The organism is Lactobacillus sp. HMSC08B12, assembly GCF_001808415.1.
Lineage (GTDB): Bacteria > Bacillota > Bacilli > Lactobacillales > Lactobacillaceae > Lactobacillus > Lactobacillus delbrueckii.
The window spans coordinates 1-18974 of the sequence record NZ_KV793209.1 but is presented as its reverse complement, the minus strand read 5'-3'; the positions used below and the strand labels follow the sequence as shown (position 1 = coordinate 18974).

Genomic DNA, 18974 nt, shown 5'->3' with positions numbered 1-18974 from the left:
CATGGGCCACAACGGCCATGAGAAGCTGACCCTAAAGAACCGGGAATGGGACTGCCCAATGTGCGGAGCGCACCATATCCGCGACTACAACGCTGCGCTGAACATCTTGGAGAAAGGCATTGCCAAGCTCTCGGATCAGGAATACAAAATAATTCCGTACGATTCGGAAGCTGCAAGCTAAAGCAATCATACAGCCCTTAGTAGAAAGAATGAGCCCCAGGCAACCCGAGGCTCAATAATATAAGTTTGGTAATTGGATGATCCCTGCACCCGCAAATCATCTCTATCTGACTAGTGTGAGCTGGAATGCATTTTGGCATTTCTCGACTTGCAAGCCCCGGACTTCAGTCCGAGGTTGGTTGACCTCATTACTTGTCATGAGCAAGTAAATATTTCCGAACCGCTTGGACCGTTGCCTGCTGCTGGGACTTTCTGGAGATGGTTGCCTGGCCGTCCCTTTTTTGCCGGCCATAATTGCCAAATTGGGCGTGGTTGCCGCCCTTGATGACTTGCTTAGTGTAGTCATTTGGCAGGTACTGGGGATTCTTTTGCAGCATCTTCGTATTTCCATCTTTTGACCCGTAGATACTGAGCACGGAAAAATTAGCCGCGTGCAGGTCCTTGGTTGGGTAGCCGGCCAGCATGATCAAGCCCCGGTAGTCTTTCAAGTGGTCCGCGCTATACCTAGCCGCCATGGCCGCCCCCAGCGAGTGGCCCGACATGTACCAGTTTTGGTAATGGTAGCTGGCCCGAATCTTGTCTGCCTTATTGAGGCCGAAGAAGGCCATGTGCAAGGGCATATCAACTAAGAAAACATCCGCCTCCTGGCTGGCGATCTGCTTTAAGAGGGGCGCGTAGGCGGTAGTTTCCACTTTCGCTCCCGGGTAAAAAATAATGGCATTCTTCTTTGCAGGCCCATCAAACAGGTAGCCCTCAGCTGTCTGCTTGACCTTGACTGTCCGACTGCTCTTCATCGCCTGCTGGGCCGTCTTGTCAGCATGATAGTAATTGCCAAAATACAGACCAAAGGCAAGCAGCAAGGCGGCTAAAATCACCGCCAGAGCCAGCAGCCCTTTTTGCTTCTTGGCCATCTTATTCTTTTGTTTCTTTTGCTTTTTCTGTTTCTCCGTTTTTTCTTGTTTCTTTTCCAAATTTCCAAATTTCTCCTTGTCAGATTTATAGCTGGATTCTTATTTTAACAAAAAAACGGCGGCTCAAGCGAGCCGCCGTTTTTCGCCCCTTCCCCTCCCTTATGGGAGACAAGAGGTCAGGAATGTAGGGAAAAGATTATTTCTTAAGGTTTTCGTTGACAAATGCGATGATCTTGTCGTCAGAGTAGCTCATGAATGGAAGCATGGCTTCCTCAGTCTTGTCGGTGTTGTGGCCGTTTGACTCCATGAAGTAGTCCCAAAGGGCATCTCTTACAGGGGTGTCTGAGTCACTCCACTCAAAAACTTCTTTCATTGAACGATCCAGCAAAGCTGTCTTAACAATTTCTGACATTTTTGATTACCTCCTAAATAATTTTTTCATCCTACAACTATATTATAGTCCCATTTGGCTAAAATGTTTACGCACCTATCCGCAATTTTAGCTTGATTTTTTCCTTCACCCGGTATTTGGCCCGTCTGAGCCCCATCTCATTGACCTGGTACTGGCGCTTGATCTCCCCGGCCTGCTTATAGCCCAGTTCCAAAAGCAATTCTTCCAATTCCAGCATGCTCAAGGACTCAACCAAATCCTGCCAGTCCAAAACAGGCGCCGGCGGACTCGCGATCAAGCAGGAAGCCTGCTCAAGTTCGGGAGCCACATCTTCCCAATAGACCTGGTCACTGGCGGCCAGGCGCTTTTTCCGCTTGCCCCGTCTGATCAAGTTGATGGCCCGGTTGTGCAGGCTGACCTTATAAAAGCCGACAAAAGGCTTTCCTTGCTTTAAGTCAAAGCGCTTGGCGGTCTTATAGCAGAGGATCAAGGCCTCCTGCTCCCAGTCCTGGTTGTCATATAGCTCCACAAAATACTGCTTGATGGTGCCGCCGATCACAGGCAGGCAGCTGTAATACAGTTCTTTAAGGGCCTGCTCATCGTCATCTTTTTGAATCCGGCTGATCAGCAGGCGCTCTCTTTCCTTTGTCAATCCCATTATAAAAAGCCCTTTCATTCTGTTTGCCCACAGAATAAAGGACTTTTTACCTTGACAGAATCGAACCATTGTTTGATTCAATCACTTTTCTTGAACTGTAAACGATTTGCTTTACAAAGGGTGGCGGCTGTTAAAGGCCTGGTAGAGCAAGACCCCGGTTGCTACTGAAGCATTCAGGGATTGGACGTGGCCAATCATCGGGATGGTCAAAGTCTGGTCCATTTGCTTAAGAAGAAGCGGGGAGATCCCCTTGCCTTCATTACCGATAACTAAAACGGTCTTGCCATTGGCATTCCACTTCCGGTAGTCATCGCCTTCCATGGCCGTCCCGAAGATCCAGTAACCCCGGTCCTTCAAGGCCTGGCAGGTTTGAACCAGGTTGTTCACCCGGGCAACTGGCACGTGGTCGATGGCCCCGGTTGAGGTCTTCGCCACCACGCTGGTCAGGCCGCTGGCCCGGCGCTTAGGGATGATCACCCCGCTGACCCCGGTCGCGTCGGCGCTGCGGAGGATGGAGCCCAGGTTGTGGGGGTCTTCAATATTGTCCAGCATGAGCAAAAGGGGGGCCTCTTCTTGATCCAGTTTATCCAAGAGCTGGTCAAAGTCGGCGTATTCAAAAGAAGCGACAGCCAAAACCAGGCCCTGGTGGTTTTCCCCGCCAGTCAGCTTGTCCAGCTTGTTTTTCGGCACCCGCTGGATGATCAAATGCTTCTTTTTGGCATAGCGGTAGACTTCTCTGGCAAAGTCCTCCTGAACCCCTTCAGCCAGGAAGACCTTGTTGATCTTTTCGCTGTCCTGGGTTTTCAAAAAGTCGATTCCGGCATGACGGCCGAAGACAAAATCATTGTTAGTTGAAGACATATTCCCTTGTCCCTTCACTTTCCACCTCATCAATGCACCAGGCAATCAATTCCTTGACCCTGCCTTCTTCACCGGCCAGGTCCAGGTAGCCAAAGACTGCTTCAAAGCCAGTTGACATTTCATACGTGGCCAGGCTGGTGTTCTTGGCCTTGGTATGGGTCTTGGCATTTCTGCCCCGCCTGTAGGCTGTTTCTTCTTCTTCAGTCAAAAAGCCGGTGTCCAGCATTTTAGCAATCAGGCCCGCCTGGGCCTTGGCTGAGACATAGTGGGTTGCTGCTCTTTGCAAGTTCTGCGGCTTCAACATCCCGCCCTTGATCAAGTGCCGGCGGATGGCGGCTTCATAGATCCCATCGCCCAAGTAGGCCAGAGTCTGCCCGCTCAAGGTGTTGGGATCAATCTTTTTTTCAGTTAACTTCTGTGCTTTATTCACGGCTCCACCTGGTTCCTTGCGGGGTATCCTTGAGGACTACCCCCATTTCCTTAAGCTGGTCGCGGAGTTCGTCACTCTTGGCCCAGTCCTTGTTCTTTCTGGCTTCCGTCCGCTGGGCAACCAATTCTTCGATTACAGCGTCATCATCGCCGGCTTCCTTAGCCAGGAGCTTGTCAACATCCAGGCCAAAGACGCTGAGCCAGGCAGCTAATTTTTTAGCAAAAAGCCGCAGACTTTCCTTGTCGGCTTTTTCAGCGTTGGCGTTGGAGTTGACGGCTGGCAGGGCTTCGTAGATGGCGGTCAAGGCATTTTGCACGTTGAAGTCATCGTCCATGGCGGCTTCAAACTTTGCCTTGGTTTCAGTGACCAGCTTGGCCAGGTCCGGGTCCGGCAAGCCTTCAGTCGCGTCAGCCAGGCGGTAGTTGATCCCTTCCAGGGTGTTCTTGAAGCGGCCCAGAATGTTAGCGGCCTGCTCCAGGTTTTCTTCCGAGTAGTCGATCTGGCTTCTGTACTGGACGCTGGCCATGAAGAAGCGGAGAACCTGGGGATCAACAGTCTTTAAAATATCATGGACGGTCACGAAATTGTGCAGGGACTTGGACATTTTTTCCTCATTCTTACCCACGGTCACGAAGCCGTTGTGCAGCCAGTAGTTGACGAACTTCTTGCCCGTCTTGGCTTCACTTTGGGCGATTTCATTTTCGTGGTGGGGGAATTCCAGGTCCTGCCCGCCCCCGTGGATATCCAGGGTGTCACCTAAGTACTTGGTGGACATGACTGAGCATTCAATGTGCCAGCCCGGCCGGCCCTTGCCCCATGGGGAGTCCCAGGCGATTTCGTCTGCAACCTTCTGCCCCTTCCAGAGGGCAAAGTCGATCGGGTCTTCCTTGCGGCCTTGTTCTTCATCGTTTACGTGCTGGGAGGCCCCTTCTTCCAGCTGGTCGATGTTTTGGTCGCTCAAGTGCCCGTAGTCAGCGAACTTTTTAGCCCGGTAGTAGACGTCCCCGTCGGTTTCATAAGCGTAGCCCTTGTCGATCAAGGTTTGGATGAAGTCGATGATGGCCGGGATTTCGTGGGTTGCCCGCGGGTGCAGAGTCGCTTCTTCGATGTTTAAGGCCCGGGTGTCTTCCAGGAAGGCCTGGATGTAGCGTTCGGCTAATTCCGGCACGGTCGTGCCTTCGGCTCTAGCTTCGTTGATCATCTTATCATCGACGTCAGTAAAGTTGGAAACGTAGTTGACCTTGTAGCCCTTGTATTCAAAGTAGCGGCGGATGGTGTCAAAAGCGATGGCGCTTCTGGCGTTGCCGATGTGGATGTAGTTGTAGACCGTCGGTCCGCAGACGTACATGCTGACCTGGCCGGGAACCAGGGGTTTGAATTCTTCTTTCTGCCTAGTTAAAGTGTTGAAAAGCTTCACGATATTTTCCTGCTTTCTTTAAGAAGTTTTCCTTACCTGCAATAATTCAGTACTTAACACTCTACATTTTAACAGACAATCACCGCCCGTGGTAAAATCTGAGGAAACAGAGAGAAACAGAAAAAATAGAGAGAAGAGAAGAATGACTTTACTGACTGATTTAAAAAATTACCAACCCTTTAACGAGCAAGAAGCAGCCGACGTCAAAGAGATGATCTACCGGCTGGAGACCGGGGAAGAACTGTTCTTGCGGTCCAATTTGGCCGAGCACTTTACCGCTTCAGCCTGGGTCGTCAACCCGGCCCGGGACAAAGCCCTGATGGCCTACCACCGGATCTACGACTCCTGGGCCTGGCTAGGCGGGCACGCGGACGGCGACCAGGACCTTTTGCATGTGGCCTTAAAAGAAGTCGCGGAAGAAAGCGGGGTTAAAGCAACTCCAGTCACGGACCAGATCTATTCTGTTGAGATTTTGACCGTGGACGGGCATGAGAAAAAAGGCAAATACGTCCCGTCGCACCTGCACTTAAACGTGACCTACCTCTTGGAAGCAGACGACAGCTTGCCTATCCGGCCTAAAGAAGACGAAAACAAGGCTGTTGCCTGGTTTGGCTTGGATGAAGCCCTGGAAAAGTCAACCGAGCCCTGGTTTGTCGACCGGATCTACTCCAAGCTGAACGCCAAACTCAAGGATTATCCGGCTAGGTAAACAGAAAAAGCAAAAAAGAAAAAGTTCTTTTCAAAAAGCCGCTTGACAGAAGCCTATTTACGCTTTAAGATTACATTAATTAAAAATTAAAGCGTTTTAAGAAAAGTATCGATTAGAAGAGTAACCAGGTCCGGCTTTTTCCAGAGAGCTCAAGTTGGTGCGATTGAGCAAAAGCCGCCTGGCGAAACACATCTAAGAACTGGTTGGCCGAAATAAAGTAGGCCTTCCCGCTAGCGAGCGTTACCACGGCTGCCCTGGGTGTTCCTGGAAACTGGCCTTCTTTGCCCTTTCCGGCGACTAGTCAGCGGCAGTGTAAGGTCAGTTGCCGTGAGGCAGCTGATGAAATGAAGTGGGACCACGACTAACAATCGTCTTCAAGGAAGCAATTCCTTGGGGGCGATTTTTTCTTTCTCTCCGTTTCTTGCTCTTTTTTTAATCTTTCTTTTTCTGCCAGCTTTAAAAATGATTTTGTAAAGGAGTCCGCCATGAAAGAGTCAAACATGTTCAAAAATACCCCGTCCGCCTTAAATGGCCGACATCCCCTCGCTGCTTTTTAAAAAGAAAACAATCAGTTCTAGATCAATTCAATTTTTAGAAAACACCGAGGAAAAGACCATGAAAAAATCAGCCATCATCACTTTAGCCCTGTCCGCCAGCCTGCTTTCCGCCTGCTCCAACAGCTCTGCCAGCAGCTCAAAGACCAAGCAAGTCTTAAACTGGTTCTCTGCCGGGGAAATCTCCACCATGGACCCGGCCTTGAACAATGACGTCTACGGTGGCCAGCAGCTGGACGCCACTATGGAAGGCCTGGTCCGCCTGGGCAACAACTCCAAGATCCAGCCCGGCATCGCCAAGTCCTGGACAGAAAGCAAGGACGGCCTGACTTGGACTTTTAAGCTCAGGAAAAATGCCAAGTGGTCCAACGGGGAAAGTTTGACAGCCAAGGACTTCGTCTACGCCTGGCGCCGGCAGGTCAACCCCAAGACCGCCTCAACCCAGTCCAACAAGTACTCCGGCATCAAGAACGCTGACGCCATCATTGCTTCCAAAAAGCCTGTCCCCAGCTTGGGCATCAAGGCCGTGGGCAAGTACAAGCTGGTCGTGACCCTGGAAAGAAAGATCCCTTACTTCCAATTGCTTCTGGCTGGCTCAGCCTTTGCCCCGCAAAATCAGAAATTCATTGAAAAAGCTGGCAAAAAGTACGGCACGACCGCTAAATACACCCTGTCTGACGGTCCATTCGTCATGAAGGGCTGGACCGGGTCCAACCTGACCTGGAAGCTGGTCAAGAACAAGTACTACTGGGACAAGAAGAATGTCAAGCTGACCAAGATCAACTTCAGCGTGCAAAAGTCCCAAAGCACCTCCTACAACCTCTACCAGGTCGGCAAACTGGACATGACCACCCTGTCCGCTTCCCAAAGCAAGAGTCTCAAAAACCAAAAGGGCTGGCAAATCAAGGAGGACAACCGGACCCAGTACCTCATGTACAACTTCAAGACTGACAAGAACTTGCGAAATGTCAACCTCCGCGGGGCTATCGCCGCCGCGATCAACAAGGAATCCCTGGCCAAGACCCTGAACCTGGCTGACATCGCCGCTACTTCTTTAACCCCAAGCGGGGTCACTGACCCGGTTACCGGCAAGGAATTCAGCAAGGAAGTCGTAACCAAGCGGACCAAGGCTATTCAGTCCGGGACTAAGGCCCAGGCTAAGGCTTACTACAAGAAGGCTTTGAAGGAGCTGGGCAAAAAGCAGATCATCATCAAGCTTTTAGGCGATGACACTGATGACGCCAAGAAGGCCACGGAATTTATCCAAAGCGCCCTGGAAAGCACCCTGGGCATGAAGGTCGAAGTCACCAACATGCCATTCAAGAACCGCTTTGCCAGAGAAGAAGCCGGTGACTTTGACGTCATCTTGGACGGCTGGAGCGGGGATTACGCTGACCCGAACACCTTCCTGGAAATGTTCCAAAAGACCAACGTCAACAACTACGGGTCATGGGAAAACGCGGCCTACAACAAGGCCATGGAAACTTCCAAGACCACGACTTCAAGCAAGAAGCGCTGGGCAGAACTGGTCAAGGCTGAACGCATCCTCCTTACCCAGCAGGGCGTGACCCCGCTTTACTATGGCAACACCGCGACCTTGATCAACCCGAAGGTTAAGAACATCACCCTCAAAGGCGCAGGCCTTGCTTACAACTTCAAGGGTGCTTATATCAGCAAGTAATTAACTACTAAGGAGCATAAGATGACTTTTCCTTACCAAGAATTTGCCAAAGCAAAAATGCCGGCCCTGCTAGCCGACTTAAAAGACTTGATCAAGATTGACTCCGTCCGCGACATGGACCTGGCCACTCCTGAATTTCCCGTAGGCCCGGGTCCGGTCAAGGCCTTAAAAAAATTCCTGGCCTACGCTGACCGGGACGGCTTTCAAACTGAAAACATCGACAACTATGCCGGGGTCGTTACTTTTGGCCAAGGCACCCAGGAACTGGGCGTGGCCGTCCACGTCGACGTTGTCCCGCCAGATGAAGGCTGGAGCCAGGATCCTTTTACCCCATGGGTCAAAGACGGCAGAGTCTTCGGCCGGGGAGCAAGCGACAACAAGGGTCCGGCCTTAGCCGCCTACTACGCCCTCCTGGCTTTAAAGGAAGCCGGTTTTCAGCCGAAAAAGAAGATTTCCTTGATTATCGGCACTGACGAGGAAACCGACTGGGTGGGGATGAAGTACTACCTCCAAAAACGCCCGGCTCCTGACTGGGTCTTCTCCCCCGACTCCTCTTTTCCTATCGTAACCGGTCAGGCTGGTCTGGCTGTTTTGAAGACAGATTTTATTGGCAAAGAAGCTACTAGCTTAATCCTTGAGTCCTTCACTGCGGGCCAGGCCACCAACATGATTCCAGCCGCCGCGACCGCCGTTGTCTCTGGCGAGAATCTTGCGAAAATTGAGGCAGCTTTCCCGGACTTTTTGGCAAAAAATGGCTTGACTGGGGAAATCAAAGAAACAGCTAGCGAAAATGGTAATTGCTTAAAGATTAGTTTGGAAGGCGTCAGTGCCCACGCCTCTGTTCCCTGGGAAGGAAAAAACGGGGCCTGCCTCCTGGCCAGCTTCTTACGGGACTTTCCTTTCACCGGCCGGGCTAAAAATTTCCTGGACTTTGCCGGTGACCTTGAGCTGGAAGACTACTACGGGGAAAAGATCGGGATCGCCAATACTGACTCCGAGATGGGCAAGTCCATCAACTGCCCGGCCGTCTTCCGCTACCAAAGGGGCCAAGCTGAAGCCTGTATCAAGAGCGACATCCGCTACAGCCGGGGGACCAGCCCGGAAAAAATGTGCCAGCAGCTGAACGACAAGTTCGGCGCTTTCTGCCAGACGACCTTCCAGCCCTACCAGGACTTTGAAAAGCCCCACTTCGTTGCTAGCGACGACCCCTTCGTCAAGACCCTCCTTTCCGTCTACGAAAAGCAGACTGGCCAAGCCGGTGCGACCGTTATCTCCGCTGGGGCCAACTACGGCCGCTTCTTTAAAAACGGGGTCGGCTACGGGCCTGCCTTCCCGGACAGCCTGGACACCGCCCACGCCATCGACGAATCCGTCAGCCTGGCTGAACTGGAAAAAAGCCTGGCCATCTACGCTGAAGCGATTTGCGAATTAACCAAGTAGAATATGCAAAAAAGACTTTTACCCAAAACAAGTAAAAGTCTTTTCTTATCTGCTTGCCTTAAGTTCCGCGCAGATCTGCCGGTGGCGGTCGGCGTAGAGGCTGCTCTTCTCCCAGATAAAGGTGAAGTCATGACGGATCTGGAAGTCCCGCAAACTCAACTTCCGCAGCTTTCCTGCCTTTAAAAGGTCACTGACGGCAGTCTGGTACAAGAAAGAGACCCCGCAATTGGCCAAAAGCAGCTGGGTGATCATCTGCATGTTGCCGACCTGGACATACTGCTTGAAGTCGCTCAGTTCCTGCCCCTGGGCGCCTAAGCTGTCCTCCAGGATCTTCCTGGTCCCTGAGCCCGGTTCCCTGACCAAAAGGCGCTGGTCAAAAAGGTCAGCGATCTGGTCCGGCTCCTTGGCAAAAGACAAATCTGGCGAGCAGACGGCGATGAAGTCCTCGCTTTGGTAGCGTAGGCTGGCATAACCCCTGGCCGGGTCCCCTTCTACCAGGGCAAAGTCCAGGTCCCCCTCATCCAATTTCTTGGTCAAAAACTGGGTGTTGCCGTAGACTACTTCCACATTGGTTTGGGGATGGTCTTTTAAAAAGCGGCTGAGGGGCCTGGCTAAGGCGTATTCCCCAATGGTCATGGTTACCCCAAAGCGGACCGGCGGCAGGTCAGCCTGCTTGATTTCCGCTTTAAGCAGGCGCTCATCGCTCTGCATCTGCCGCATGGCCTGGCGGAGTTTCTCTCCCGCCGCGGTCAAGGTCAGTTTCTTGCCCTGGTAGCTGAAAAGCTTGACCTGGTACTCCTTCTCCAAATAGCGGATGTGCTGGGACACCGCCGGCTGGGTCACATGCAGGCGGTCAGCCGCCCGGGTGAAGTTCATGGTCTCACAGACCGTTAAAAATGTTTTGACGCGAAAATCCAGCATCCCCTGCCTCATTACAATAATTCTGCTTTATCGACAGATAATAATCTATAATTTTATTTTCTACCATTTTACTACTATACTAAAGCATGTTCAAAAAATATCTGGAGGCAAAAAAGAAATGAATTGGATTAAAAAGAATCTGCCCGGCATCCTGGTCTGCCTGGCCATCGCTACCCCCGCCTGGCTCTTAGGCAAGGCCCTGCCAGTCATCGGGGGCGCCGTCTTCGCCATCTTGTTTGGCATGGTCATCACCCTCTTTTGGGAAGAGAAGAAAGGCGCGGCCAGCGGGATCAAGTGGACGTCCAAGTATATCCTGCAAACGGCCGTCGTTCTCTTGGGCTTTGGGATGGACCTGCAGGTAGTCGTCAAGACCGGCCGCCAGTCCCTGCCGATTATCATCTGCACCATCTCGACCTCGCTCTTGCTCACCTGGCTTTTGCACAAGTCTTTAAACATCCCCGGCAAGATCTCAACCTTGATCGGGGTCGGCTCATCCATCTGCGGGGGCAGCGCCATCGCCGCTACCGCCCCGGTTATCGACGCTGACGACGACGAAGTAGCCCAGGCCATCTCTGTTATCTTCTTTTTCAACGTCCTGGCCGCCATCCTCTTCCCCATCTTTGGCAAGCTCCTGGGCTTTGACCAGACTTCGGGGACTTCTTTCGGCATCTTTGCCGGGACAGCCATCAACGACACTTCTTCCGTCACTGCCGCGGCGGCAACCTGGGACAGCATGTTCCATTTGGGCAGCCAGACCCTGGACAAGGCCGTGACCGTCAAATTAACCAGAACCCTGGCCATCATCCCTATCACCCTGGCCTTAGGCTATTTCACCGCCAAAAAGGAGCAAAGGGACAACAGCTTCAGCTTGAAGCGGGCCTTTCCTGCCTTCATCCTCTACTTTGTCCTGGCTTCCTTAATCACAACCTTTGCCCTGGCTAATGGAGTAAATGCCAATGTCTTCCTGCCTTTAAAGGAGCTGAGCAAGTTCATGATCATCATGGCCATGGCCGCGATTGGTCTTAACTCCAACATCGTCAAGCTGGTCAAGTCCGGGGCCAAGCCCCTCTTGCTCGGGGCTTCCTGCTGGGCCGGGATCACAGCCGTCAGCCTGCTTTTGCAGCGGCTAATGGGGCTCTGGTAAAAAATAAAACAAACAATTTAATCGATTGCATCAAAAAAGGCTTTTACCGCTCGGTAAAAGCCTTTTCCTTTGTTCTTTAGCTTATTCGATGCCAGCTTCGCTAAGCTGCTTCAAGGTCAAGTCCAGGTGCTTCATGACCGTGTCCTTGCCCATCAATTCCATAGCTTCGCCGATGCCAGGGCCGACCATTGACCGGGTAGTAGCGATCCGGATTGGCATGAAGAGCTTGCGGCCCTTGATGCCAGTTTCCTTCCGGGTAGCCATGATGGCGCCCATGATCTTCTTGGCCGTGAAGTTGTCCAGCTTGTCCAGTTGCTTCTTGAATTCTTCAATCGCCGGACGAGCTTCGTCCTTCTTGATTTCTTCCACTTCTTCGTCAGTCAGGTATTCTGCTTCAGTGAAGAAGATCTTGCTCAAGTCAACGATTTGCTTGGTGTAGGACATTTGGTTGGCATACATGTTCACCAATTGTCTTACCCATTCCATCTTGCCTGGAGCCGGGTTAGCTTCAACCAGGCCAGCTTCTTGCAGGTTGTGCAGGGCCAGGTCCAAAAGTTCATCTCTGTCAGCCGTCTTCATGTACTGGTTGTTGACCCAGTCCAGCTTCTTTTGGTCAAAGGCAGCTGGGGACTTGGACAGACGGGCCGGGTCAAATTGCTTGATGAATTCACGCTTGGAGAAGATTTCGCTTTCGCCAACTGGTGACCAGCCCAGCAAAGTGATGAAGTTGAACATGGCTTCTGGCAGGAAACCAAGTTCTCTGTATTGTTCGATGAACTGCAGGACTGATTCGTCACGCTTGGACAGCTTCTTGCCAGTAGCGGAGTTGATGATCAAAGTCATGTGGCCGAAGACTGGAGCTTCCCAGCCCAAAGCTTCGTAAACGCAAAGCTGCTTTGGCGTGTTAGAGATGTGATCATCGCCCCGGAGCACGTGGCTGATTTCCATCAAGTGGTCGTCGACAACGACGGCAAAGTTGTAAGTTGGCATCCCATCGCGCTTTTGGATGACGAAGTCACCGCCGATAGTGTCGGATTCAAAGCTCAAGTGGCCCTTAACGATGTCGTCCCATTCGTAAGTCACGCCTTCTGGAATGTGAATGCGGACAACTGGCTTCAAGCCCTTGGCCCGGGCTTCGTCTTGTGCCTGCTTGATTTCGTCAGTAGTCATGCCTTCGTATTCGTAGACATAGTGAGGAGCAATCCCCATGGCCCGCTGTTCTTCACGCTGGGCTTCCAGTTCTTCTTCAGTTTTAAAGGAGTAGTAAGCCTTGCCCTCTTCAAGCAGCTGGTCGATGTACTTTTGGTAGATGTCCTTTCTTTCGGACTGCTTGTAAGGGCCGTAGTCCCCGCCGATGTCCGGACCTTCATCCCAGTCGATCCCCAGCCAGTGCAGGTTTTCGATTTGAGATTCAGCCCCGCCTTCAACGTTTCTGGCGGTGTCAGTGTCTTCGATTCTCAGAACCAAAGTCCCCTTGTTGTGACGTGCAAACAGATAGTTAAACAGAGCAGTACGCGCGTTACCAATGTGCAAGTGGCCAGTTGGTGACGGAGCGTATCTCACGCGGATTTTCTTATTAGCCAAAATTATGCCTCTTTCTTACTATTCTTCAACTTATTAAGTTTACTAGCAATAAGGAAAAAATTCAATCTTTACCGGCAAATCGGGCCCTGACGACAAGCAAAAATGCCCACCAAAGGCAGGCATTTGTCACTTAATCTGATTTGCTTATTTCTTGGCTTCAACGCCCTTCTTGAAGACGAAGTATTCCGCTGCCCACAAGATGGCCACGTAGACCAGCTCAGCCAGCATGTAGAGCCAGCTGATGACCGGCAAGCCCAGGTCGGTCTGGGACGTGTGCAGGCCAGTATTGTCAATGACAAAGTTGAAGTCAAAGCCGGAATTTGAAACCATGCGGATGACCGCGCCCAAGATGCTGCTGCTGCCCCAGGACAAGAGAGCCAGAAGGGCCAGCAGGATAACTGCCTTGGCAAACTTGCTCGTTTTCCCCTTCAAAGGCAGGAAGTCCCCCAAAACGCTGGCTGATTCAGTGATGAGCAGCCAGAAGCAGATGCCACCGGCAAAGCTGACCAGGGCAAACAAGGTCATGTAGAGCAGCCAGTTGCTGATGCTGGAGACGTAAGGCTGGAAAGTCGCCACTGCTTGCGAATCGATCCGCATCTCCCCGCCAAAAATAAATGGCAGCAAGGTAATTACGAAGATCAAGAGGTTAGCTAAGGCAAAGATAACCGCGGTCACAAGCCCGGTCAGCACATTAGCCGTCAGGAAGTTGCCCGCTGTTACCGGCACTTGCCGCCAGGTCTGGGACCGGTTGATCCGGTAGGCCGCCATAATCACGTCAATTTGGTACCAGATGCCCACGCAGAAGATCACCGTCGCGGCAATCCCGATGCCAATACCAGCTGAGTCGCTGCCAAAGCCGTATCTGATACCAAAGTACAAGCTGATCAAGAGGATAAAAATTGCCTCGATGCCCAGGCTGAGCCAGGTCGTCCGGCTCTTTTCCTTGAACATGGCCGCGAAAGTCTGCTTAAAAGCGATCATTACTCTTCCCCCTCGTAAAATCCTTCATACCACTCTTCGATGCTTTCTTGTTCAGCCCGGATTTCTTCAGCACTGCGCTGCTCTAAAACTGAGTGCTTCTTGATCAAAACGACCTCATCGATCACCGGAGCGATTTCATCTAAGACGTGGTCGCTGATGACCAGGGTCGCCTCTTCCGGCTTCCAAAGCAGCATGGACTTGATAATCTTCTTCCGGCTCATGGCATCAACCCCGCTGAAAGGTTCATCCAGCAGGTAGAGCTTGGCCTTGCGGGAGAAGACCAGGGCGATGATTAATTTCTCCTTCATCCCCTTGGACAGGCTGCCCAGTCTTTCATCTTCATTCAAGTTCATGAATTCCAGAATATCAGCAAACTGCTTGTCGTCAAAGTCCGGGTAGACCAGGCGGTAAAAGTCAGCGACATCCTTGATCTTTCTGGAGTCGCGGAAGGCGGACAAGCTGTCGGTCATGGCGATGTACTGCTTGCGGCGGTCTTCATCTGCTTCCCCGCATACCTCCACGCTGCCCTTGTACTGCTTGGCCAGGCCCGCGATCACCCGCATCAAGCTGGTCTTGCCGGCCCCGTTGGCCCCGACTAAGGCCACGATCTTGCCGGCCTCCAAAGTCAAGTTAACTCTCTCCAAAATCGTCTTTGAATTCTTGTGGTAGCTTAAATCCTTAATCTCCAAAGTCTTCATGCTATTCCTCCCTTGTGTCATCTAAGTAGCTGGCCAATAGTCCAGTCAGGTTTTCCCTTTCGACTCCGAGTTTCTCCATCCGGCTGACGAAAGCCGCCAGCTCCTGCTTCAGCAATTTGCTCTTCATTTCCTCCAGGCGGCCTTCATCGGTCGTAACGAAGTTACCTTCGCCGCGTTTGGTAAAAATATAGCCCTTGGCCGTCATTTCTCTAAGTGCCCGCTGGACTGTATTGGCGTTGACCGTCAATTCAAGTGCCAGGGCTCTGACTGAAGGCAGCTTCTTGCCGGCCTGCAGCTTGCCCTGGGCGATCTGCAAGTAGATATAGTCTTCAATCTGCAAGTAGATCGGCAGGTTGTCTTTGAATTTCATTTGCGCGCCCCTTTGCTGTACTATTTATCTAATACACTGTTAGTGTATAATGGATCGGGCCTTTCGTCAAGGCAAAAACAGAGAAAAAGCAAAATTTTGTCCCTTTATCTTTGGCCTAGTTCTTTCCTATGCTTTTTACTTACCTTTCTTCCTTTAAACAATCAGCCAATTCTACTTTTAAGTTAGACTAGACTGTTTTCTAGCAAATGAAATAATACTTAAAGTTGTCTTTAATTACTTTACGGTTGCTTTAACAACGGTTTCAGTCCCGTCTCATCTTCGGCTCATAGTCGCAAGAGAGCGTTTCTTTTTGTGTATTTTCTGTTAGACTACAATTAGTGTTTGATAATGCAAACTTTTCAAGGAGGACAACATGAAAAAGACTAAGACTTTTTTGGCTGCCGGCAGCATCTTGACGGCTGCATTAGCCTTGACGGCCTGCGGCGGCAACTCTTCATCTTCTTCATCTAACAAAAAAGAACTGAACTGGGAAGAATCAGCTGAAATTCCGACTATGGACCTGTCCAAGGCCACTGACTCTGCCAGCTTTACCCAATTGATCAACACCATGGAAGGTTTGTACCGGGCAAAGTCTGACGGCAGCCAGGAAAAGGCCATGGCAACCAGCGAAAAGGTATCCAAGGACGGGAAGACCTACACCTTTACTCTCCGTAAGGACAACAAGTGGTCAAACGGTGACCCGGTAACCGCGCAAGACTTCGTCTACTCATGGCGCAGAACTGTTGACCCAAAGACTGCTTCTCAATACGCTTACCTGTTTGAAGGCATCAAGAACGCCACCGACATCCAAAACGGCAAGAAGAAGCCGGAAACTTTGGGGATTAAGGCCGTTGGCAAGTACAAGCTGGTCGTAACCCTGGACCGGCGGATTCCTTACTTCAACAACCTGATGGCCTTCGGGAGCTTCTTCCCACAAAACGAAAAAGCAGTCAAGAAGTACGGCTCCAAGTACGGTACTGCCTCCAAGTACATGGTCTACAACGGACCATACATTATGAGCGGCTGGAGCGGGTCAAACCTGTCCTGGAAGCTCAAGAAGAACCCATACTACTGGGACAAGAAGAATGTCAAGCTGGACGCGGTCAACTACAGCGTGCAAAAGACCCCGTCAACTGCTTACAACCTCTACCAGTCAAACAAGCTTGACGCTGTAGCCCTGGACGCTGAACAAAGCAAGCAGCTTAAGAGCGTAAAGGGTTATGCTCTCTACCCACGTGGGACTACCTTCTACATCCAATTCAACCAGGCTAAGAACAAGTACCTGCAAAACGCCAACATCCGTAAGGCTCTTTCCATGGCTATTAACCGGGAAAGCCTGACCAAGGTCCTGGGCGGCAGCAACACTGTAGCTCACACCTTCACTCCAGCCAAGCTGACCACGGTTAACGGCAAGGACTACACCAGCCTGATTTCCAAGAGTGACGAAGCTTACACTTACTACAACAAGAAGGAAGCCCAAAAGTACCTTAAGCAAGGTATGAAGGAACTTGGCGTTTCCAAGCTGAGCTTCAAGCTTTTGTCAGACGACACCGATGGTGCCAAGAAGTCTACTGAAGCAATGCAATCAAACATTCAGGAAACTCTGCCGCAAGTCTCCATCACCACCCAGAACCTGCCATTCAAGACCCGTCTGGCTAGAACTAACGCGCTTAACTTCGACATGGTTGTTTCTGCCTGGGGTGCCGACTTCAACGACCCGATCTCCTTCCTGGACTTGCTGACTTCCACCAACGCCCAAAACGGCGGCAAGTGGTCCAACAAGGAATACGACAAGCTGATCGCGGCTTCAAAGACTACTGGCTCAGACTCTGAACGCTGGAGCAACCTGTCCAAGGCTGAAGGCATTCTGCTGAAGGACGTTGGTATTTCACCACTTTACTCAAGCACCAGTGCCTGGATTGTCCGTCCAGAAATCAAGGGCTTGGTAAACCTGCGCGACCACTGGGACTTCAAGTACGCTCACGTTAACTAGCGTCTGTCCTTAGAGGCTAACAAACTGAATCACTGAAAATAGCAGACCGCCTGGTCTGCTATTTTTGTACTTTAACTGTTTTTCTTGCTACAATTGAACTGATTTTTAAAGAGATTGGTGGCAGGCAAAAAATGTACAAAGTAGTCAAGAAAGAAACTATCAAGGCGGGCCGCTTCACGGTCATTCAAGAGAAGGTGGCCAAGGACGGGCAAATCGCCCCATATTCCTACGTTACGATCGGCTTCGGGATTTCCATCATCCCCTTCGTTGATGATGACCACGTCTTGCTCTTGAAGGAATACCGGCACCCCGTTGGCAGCTGGCAATATGAATTCCCCAGCGGCGGCATTGATGAGGGAGAAGAGCCCAGTCAGGCAGCCAGAAGAGAGCTGCTGGAAGAAACGGGCTATGAGGCCAGCGAGTTGACAGAACTCGGTTTCACCTACCCTTCTTTTGGCTCAACCAATGAGAAGATCACCCTTTTTGCCTGCCGGGCCACAAAAATGGCTCAGCCAAAAAGAGAGATTCTGGAAGAAATCAAGATGGAGATCGTCTCTGTCGACCAGCTGGAAGATTTGATCGTCAAGGGTGAATTTGCCCACGGGGCTGGCCAAGCAGCCTGGCTCAAGTGGCGGCTGCTTAATGAGAGAAGATAAGAAAAAGCAGGGAAGGCTATAAAATAGCCTTCCCTGCTTTTTAGCTGTATACTGCTGCTTTTTTCAGCCAGGCATCCAGCTCCTTTAGTTTTTCTTCAACGGTCCTGCTGTCTTTTCCGCAAACGGAAATTGCCGCAAGGGCCTCTACGCTGCTTGCCGCGCCATTATAGGTCCGGCCAAGCTTAGCATATTGATAGTAGTCATAGACTTCCGGATTGGCTGCTAGCACGGCATCTGCAGCCGGCAATTTTTGTAAAATTCCCCGGCCAGGTTCAACCATCACAAAACCGCGAATCTCAGCTGACTTATACTCCTTGTCAAGGTCCACCTTATTCGGCAGGCCCAGATCCAGCTTCAGCAATTCTTGAATAGGACTAAAGCCCAGCCCTTGCTCAAGCTCTTGCAGAATCCGTCCTCCCCCCAATCTTGACCCGATCTCGCACAATTTTACCTCGCGGCCGTCGCAAAAGACTTCAAGATGAAAGAGATGGTTTTCCGGCGTATCCATTCCTTTGAGTAGGTCTGTCACGTAAGAGCGGATCAACTTCTGTTCTGCCGCGGTCGGGCTTATCTGCACGCTTCCAACTGATTTACCGTTTTTCACTTCTAGTGTATTGGCAAAATACTTAGAACTGATCAAGTAGACAAAATGGCCTTGCTTTACAAAACCATCCACGTGGTACAGGGACCAGGGGATAAATTCTTCTGCCAAATAGCCACGAAGAATTTTATCAGCGGCCAGCCTTTCTAACTCAACATGATCATGAACTACAAAGGTATCCATCGACCCCATGCCGGCAATTGGCTTTAACACGAAGGGGAAGCCCAGCTTCTTTTCTGCCTCGATCAGATCAAACACGTTATCGACCGGCCAGTAACGGGGAACGGCTACGTGAGCTTGCTCAGCTGCCTTGACCATAGTTAATTTATTCCGGAATTCTTCCGCGCTCGTCAAGCTTTGCCCCAAGGTAACTTGGTATTTTTTCCGTAATTTTGCCGCAAAGATGATCTCTTCTTCAGAATAAGCATAAACGTAGTCGATCTGCTGGCCAAAAGTTTGACTGATCACGTAGTCAATATATTCTTCATTCCAGATCTTCAAGAAAACGAATTTGATGTTTTCTGGCAAAGTTTCTGGATAATTGTCACGGTGCCGTTCCATGGCAAAAATCAGATAGAGGTTATCCTTATCCCCGCTAATAGCATCGAAATAGTTAATATAGTTGTTGCTGATAGGGGCCAAAATTACAATCTTTTTCATCGGCAAACCTCATTAAAAGCCTTGTTGATTTTGGCGCTGACCATATCTGAAGCTGCTGCATCCTTGCTAGTATACTGGGCCAAAAAGAAGGCATCCCCAATAGATCAATGTCATTAAGTTAAGGCATTGACTTT

General features: G+C 50.9%; 19 protein-coding genes and 1 other annotated feature. Of the genes, 7 read left to right on the top strand and 12 right to left on the bottom strand.

Annotation, left to right across the window (positions count from 1 at the left end; genetic code table 11):
• Positions 1 to 181: zinc ribbon domain-containing protein (locus HMPREF3168_RS10825; protein ID WP_246825710.1), on the top strand; the 181-nt coding region annotated here is incomplete at its 5' end.
• Positions 182 to 368: 187 nt separating this feature from the next.
• On the opposite strand, the gene HMPREF3168_RS08740 is transcribed toward HMPREF3168_RS10825, so the two are convergent.
• The 6 genes from HMPREF3168_RS08740 to cysS all read right to left on the bottom strand — a co-directional run bounded on the left by HMPREF3168_RS08740 (position 369) and on the right by cysS (position 4848).
• Positions 369 to 1151 carry an alpha/beta hydrolase gene (locus tag HMPREF3168_RS08740; RefSeq protein ID WP_070489637.1) on the bottom strand — a complete coding sequence of 261 codons (783 nt, stop codon included), beginning with the start codon at positions 1149 to 1151 and terminating at the stop codon, positions 369 to 371.
• Between the two features lie 136 nt (positions 1152 to 1287).
• The gene (locus HMPREF3168_RS08735) at positions 1288 to 1503 is read right to left on the bottom strand and encodes a P8 family protein (protein ID WP_002876482.1); all 216 of its coding nucleotides are present in this window, start codon (positions 1501 to 1503) and stop codon (positions 1288 to 1290) included.
• Positions 1504 to 1570: 67 nt separating this feature from the next.
• Positions 1571 to 2140 (bottom strand): sigma-70 RNA polymerase sigma factor region 4 domain-containing protein, encoded by a 570-nt coding sequence (locus HMPREF3168_RS08730; RefSeq protein ID WP_003612314.1) that lies wholly within the window; start codon positions 2138 to 2140, stop codon positions 1571 to 1573.
• Between the two features lie 111 nt (positions 2141 to 2251).
• Complete coding sequence (rlmB, locus tag HMPREF3168_RS08725; RefSeq protein WP_014565204.1) at positions 2252 to 3001, bottom strand: 23S rRNA (guanosine(2251)-2'-O)-methyltransferase RlmB; 750 nt, start codon at positions 2999 to 3001, stop codon at positions 2252 to 2254.
• Positions 2988 to 3431, bottom strand: coding sequence for a Mini-ribonuclease 3 (locus tag HMPREF3168_RS08720; RefSeq protein ID WP_003612316.1), 444 nt, complete (start codon positions 3429 to 3431; stop codon positions 2988 to 2990). Before HMPREF3168_RS08720 ends, rlmB begins: the two co-directional genes overlap by 14 nt.
• Positions 3424 to 4848, bottom strand: coding sequence for a cysteine--tRNA ligase (gene cysS, locus HMPREF3168_RS08715; protein WP_070489635.1), 1425 nt, complete (start codon positions 4846 to 4848; stop codon positions 3424 to 3426). The genes HMPREF3168_RS08720 and cysS overlap by 8 nt, the downstream gene beginning before the upstream one ends.
• Positions 4849 to 4990: 142 nt before the next feature.
• Between cysS and HMPREF3168_RS08710 the strand changes: the two genes are divergently transcribed.
• The 3 genes from HMPREF3168_RS08710 (at position 4991) to pepV (ending at position 9232) form a co-directional block, all read left to right on the top strand.
• The gene (locus tag HMPREF3168_RS08710; protein ID WP_050952759.1) at positions 4991 to 5557 is read left to right on the top strand and encodes an NUDIX hydrolase; all 567 of its coding nucleotides are present in this window, start codon (positions 4991 to 4993) and stop codon (positions 5555 to 5557) included.
• A gap of 99 nt (positions 5558 to 5656) precedes the next feature.
• Positions 5657 to 5936 (top strand) — a binding site (T-box leader).
• 236 nt (positions 5937 to 6172) lie between these two features.
• Positions 6173 to 7792, top strand: coding sequence for a peptide ABC transporter substrate-binding protein (locus HMPREF3168_RS08705; RefSeq protein ID WP_070489633.1), 1620 nt, complete (start codon positions 6173 to 6175; stop codon positions 7790 to 7792).
• Positions 7793 to 7813: 21 nt separating this feature from the next.
• The gene (gene pepV, locus HMPREF3168_RS08700) at positions 7814 to 9232 is read left to right on the top strand and encodes a dipeptidase PepV (RefSeq protein ID WP_070489631.1); all 1419 of its coding nucleotides are present in this window, start codon (positions 7814 to 7816) and stop codon (positions 9230 to 9232) included.
• Positions 9233 to 9277: 45 nt separating this feature from the next.
• On the opposite strand, the gene HMPREF3168_RS08695 is transcribed toward pepV, so the two are convergent.
• Positions 9278 to 10153, bottom strand: a complete 876-nt coding sequence (locus HMPREF3168_RS08695) for a LysR family transcriptional regulator (protein WP_070489629.1) — start codon at positions 10151 to 10153, stop codon at positions 9278 to 9280.
• A 118-nt stretch (positions 10154 to 10271) separates the two neighbouring features.
• Here HMPREF3168_RS08695 and HMPREF3168_RS08690 point away from each other — a divergent pair, with 118 nt between their 5' ends.
• On the top strand, positions 10272 to 11297 hold the full coding sequence (locus HMPREF3168_RS08690; RefSeq protein ID WP_070489627.1) for a YeiH family protein: 1026 nt from the start codon (positions 10272 to 10274) through the stop codon (positions 11295 to 11297).
• 81 nt (positions 11298 to 11378) lie between these two features.
• Here the strand turns inward: HMPREF3168_RS08690 and gltX are convergent, their stop codons facing one another.
• The 4 genes from gltX to HMPREF3168_RS08670 all read right to left on the bottom strand — a co-directional run bounded on the left by gltX (position 11379) and on the right by HMPREF3168_RS08670 (position 14930).
• Positions 11379 to 12881: a glutamate--tRNA ligase gene (gltX, locus tag HMPREF3168_RS08685; RefSeq protein ID WP_070489625.1), complete on the bottom strand. Its 1503-nt coding sequence runs from the start codon at positions 12879 to 12881 to the stop codon at positions 11379 to 11381.
• A gap of 144 nt (positions 12882 to 13025) precedes the next feature.
• Positions 13026 to 13862 (bottom strand): ABC transporter permease, encoded by an 837-nt coding sequence (locus tag HMPREF3168_RS08680; RefSeq protein ID WP_070489623.1) that lies wholly within the window; start codon positions 13860 to 13862, stop codon positions 13026 to 13028.
• The gene (locus tag HMPREF3168_RS08675) at positions 13862 to 14560 is read right to left on the bottom strand and encodes an ABC transporter ATP-binding protein (protein WP_025896191.1); all 699 of its coding nucleotides are present in this window, start codon (positions 14558 to 14560) and stop codon (positions 13862 to 13864) included. Before HMPREF3168_RS08675 ends, HMPREF3168_RS08680 begins: the two co-directional genes overlap by 1 nt.
• 1 nt (position 14561) lies before the next feature.
• Positions 14562 to 14930 (bottom strand): GntR family transcriptional regulator, encoded by a 369-nt coding sequence (locus HMPREF3168_RS08670; protein ID WP_035185276.1) that lies wholly within the window; start codon positions 14928 to 14930, stop codon positions 14562 to 14564.
• A 373-nt stretch (positions 14931 to 15303) separates the two neighbouring features.
• Here HMPREF3168_RS08670 and HMPREF3168_RS08665 point away from each other — a divergent pair, with 373 nt between their 5' ends.
• Complete coding sequence (locus tag HMPREF3168_RS08665) at positions 15304 to 16923, top strand: peptide ABC transporter substrate-binding protein (protein WP_016396775.1); 1620 nt, start codon at positions 15304 to 15306, stop codon at positions 16921 to 16923.
• A 131-nt stretch (positions 16924 to 17054) separates the two neighbouring features.
• Positions 17055 to 17579: an NUDIX domain-containing protein gene (locus tag HMPREF3168_RS08660; RefSeq protein WP_003615813.1), complete on the top strand. Its 525-nt coding sequence runs from the start codon at positions 17055 to 17057 to the stop codon at positions 17577 to 17579.
• A gap of 40 nt (positions 17580 to 17619) precedes the next feature.
• Here the strand turns inward: HMPREF3168_RS08660 and HMPREF3168_RS08655 are convergent, their stop codons facing one another.
• On the bottom strand, positions 17620 to 18840 hold the full coding sequence (locus HMPREF3168_RS08655; RefSeq protein ID WP_070489621.1) for an ATP-grasp domain-containing protein: 1221 nt from the start codon (positions 18838 to 18840) through the stop codon (positions 17620 to 17622).
• Positions 18841 to 18974 lie beyond the last annotated feature (134 nt).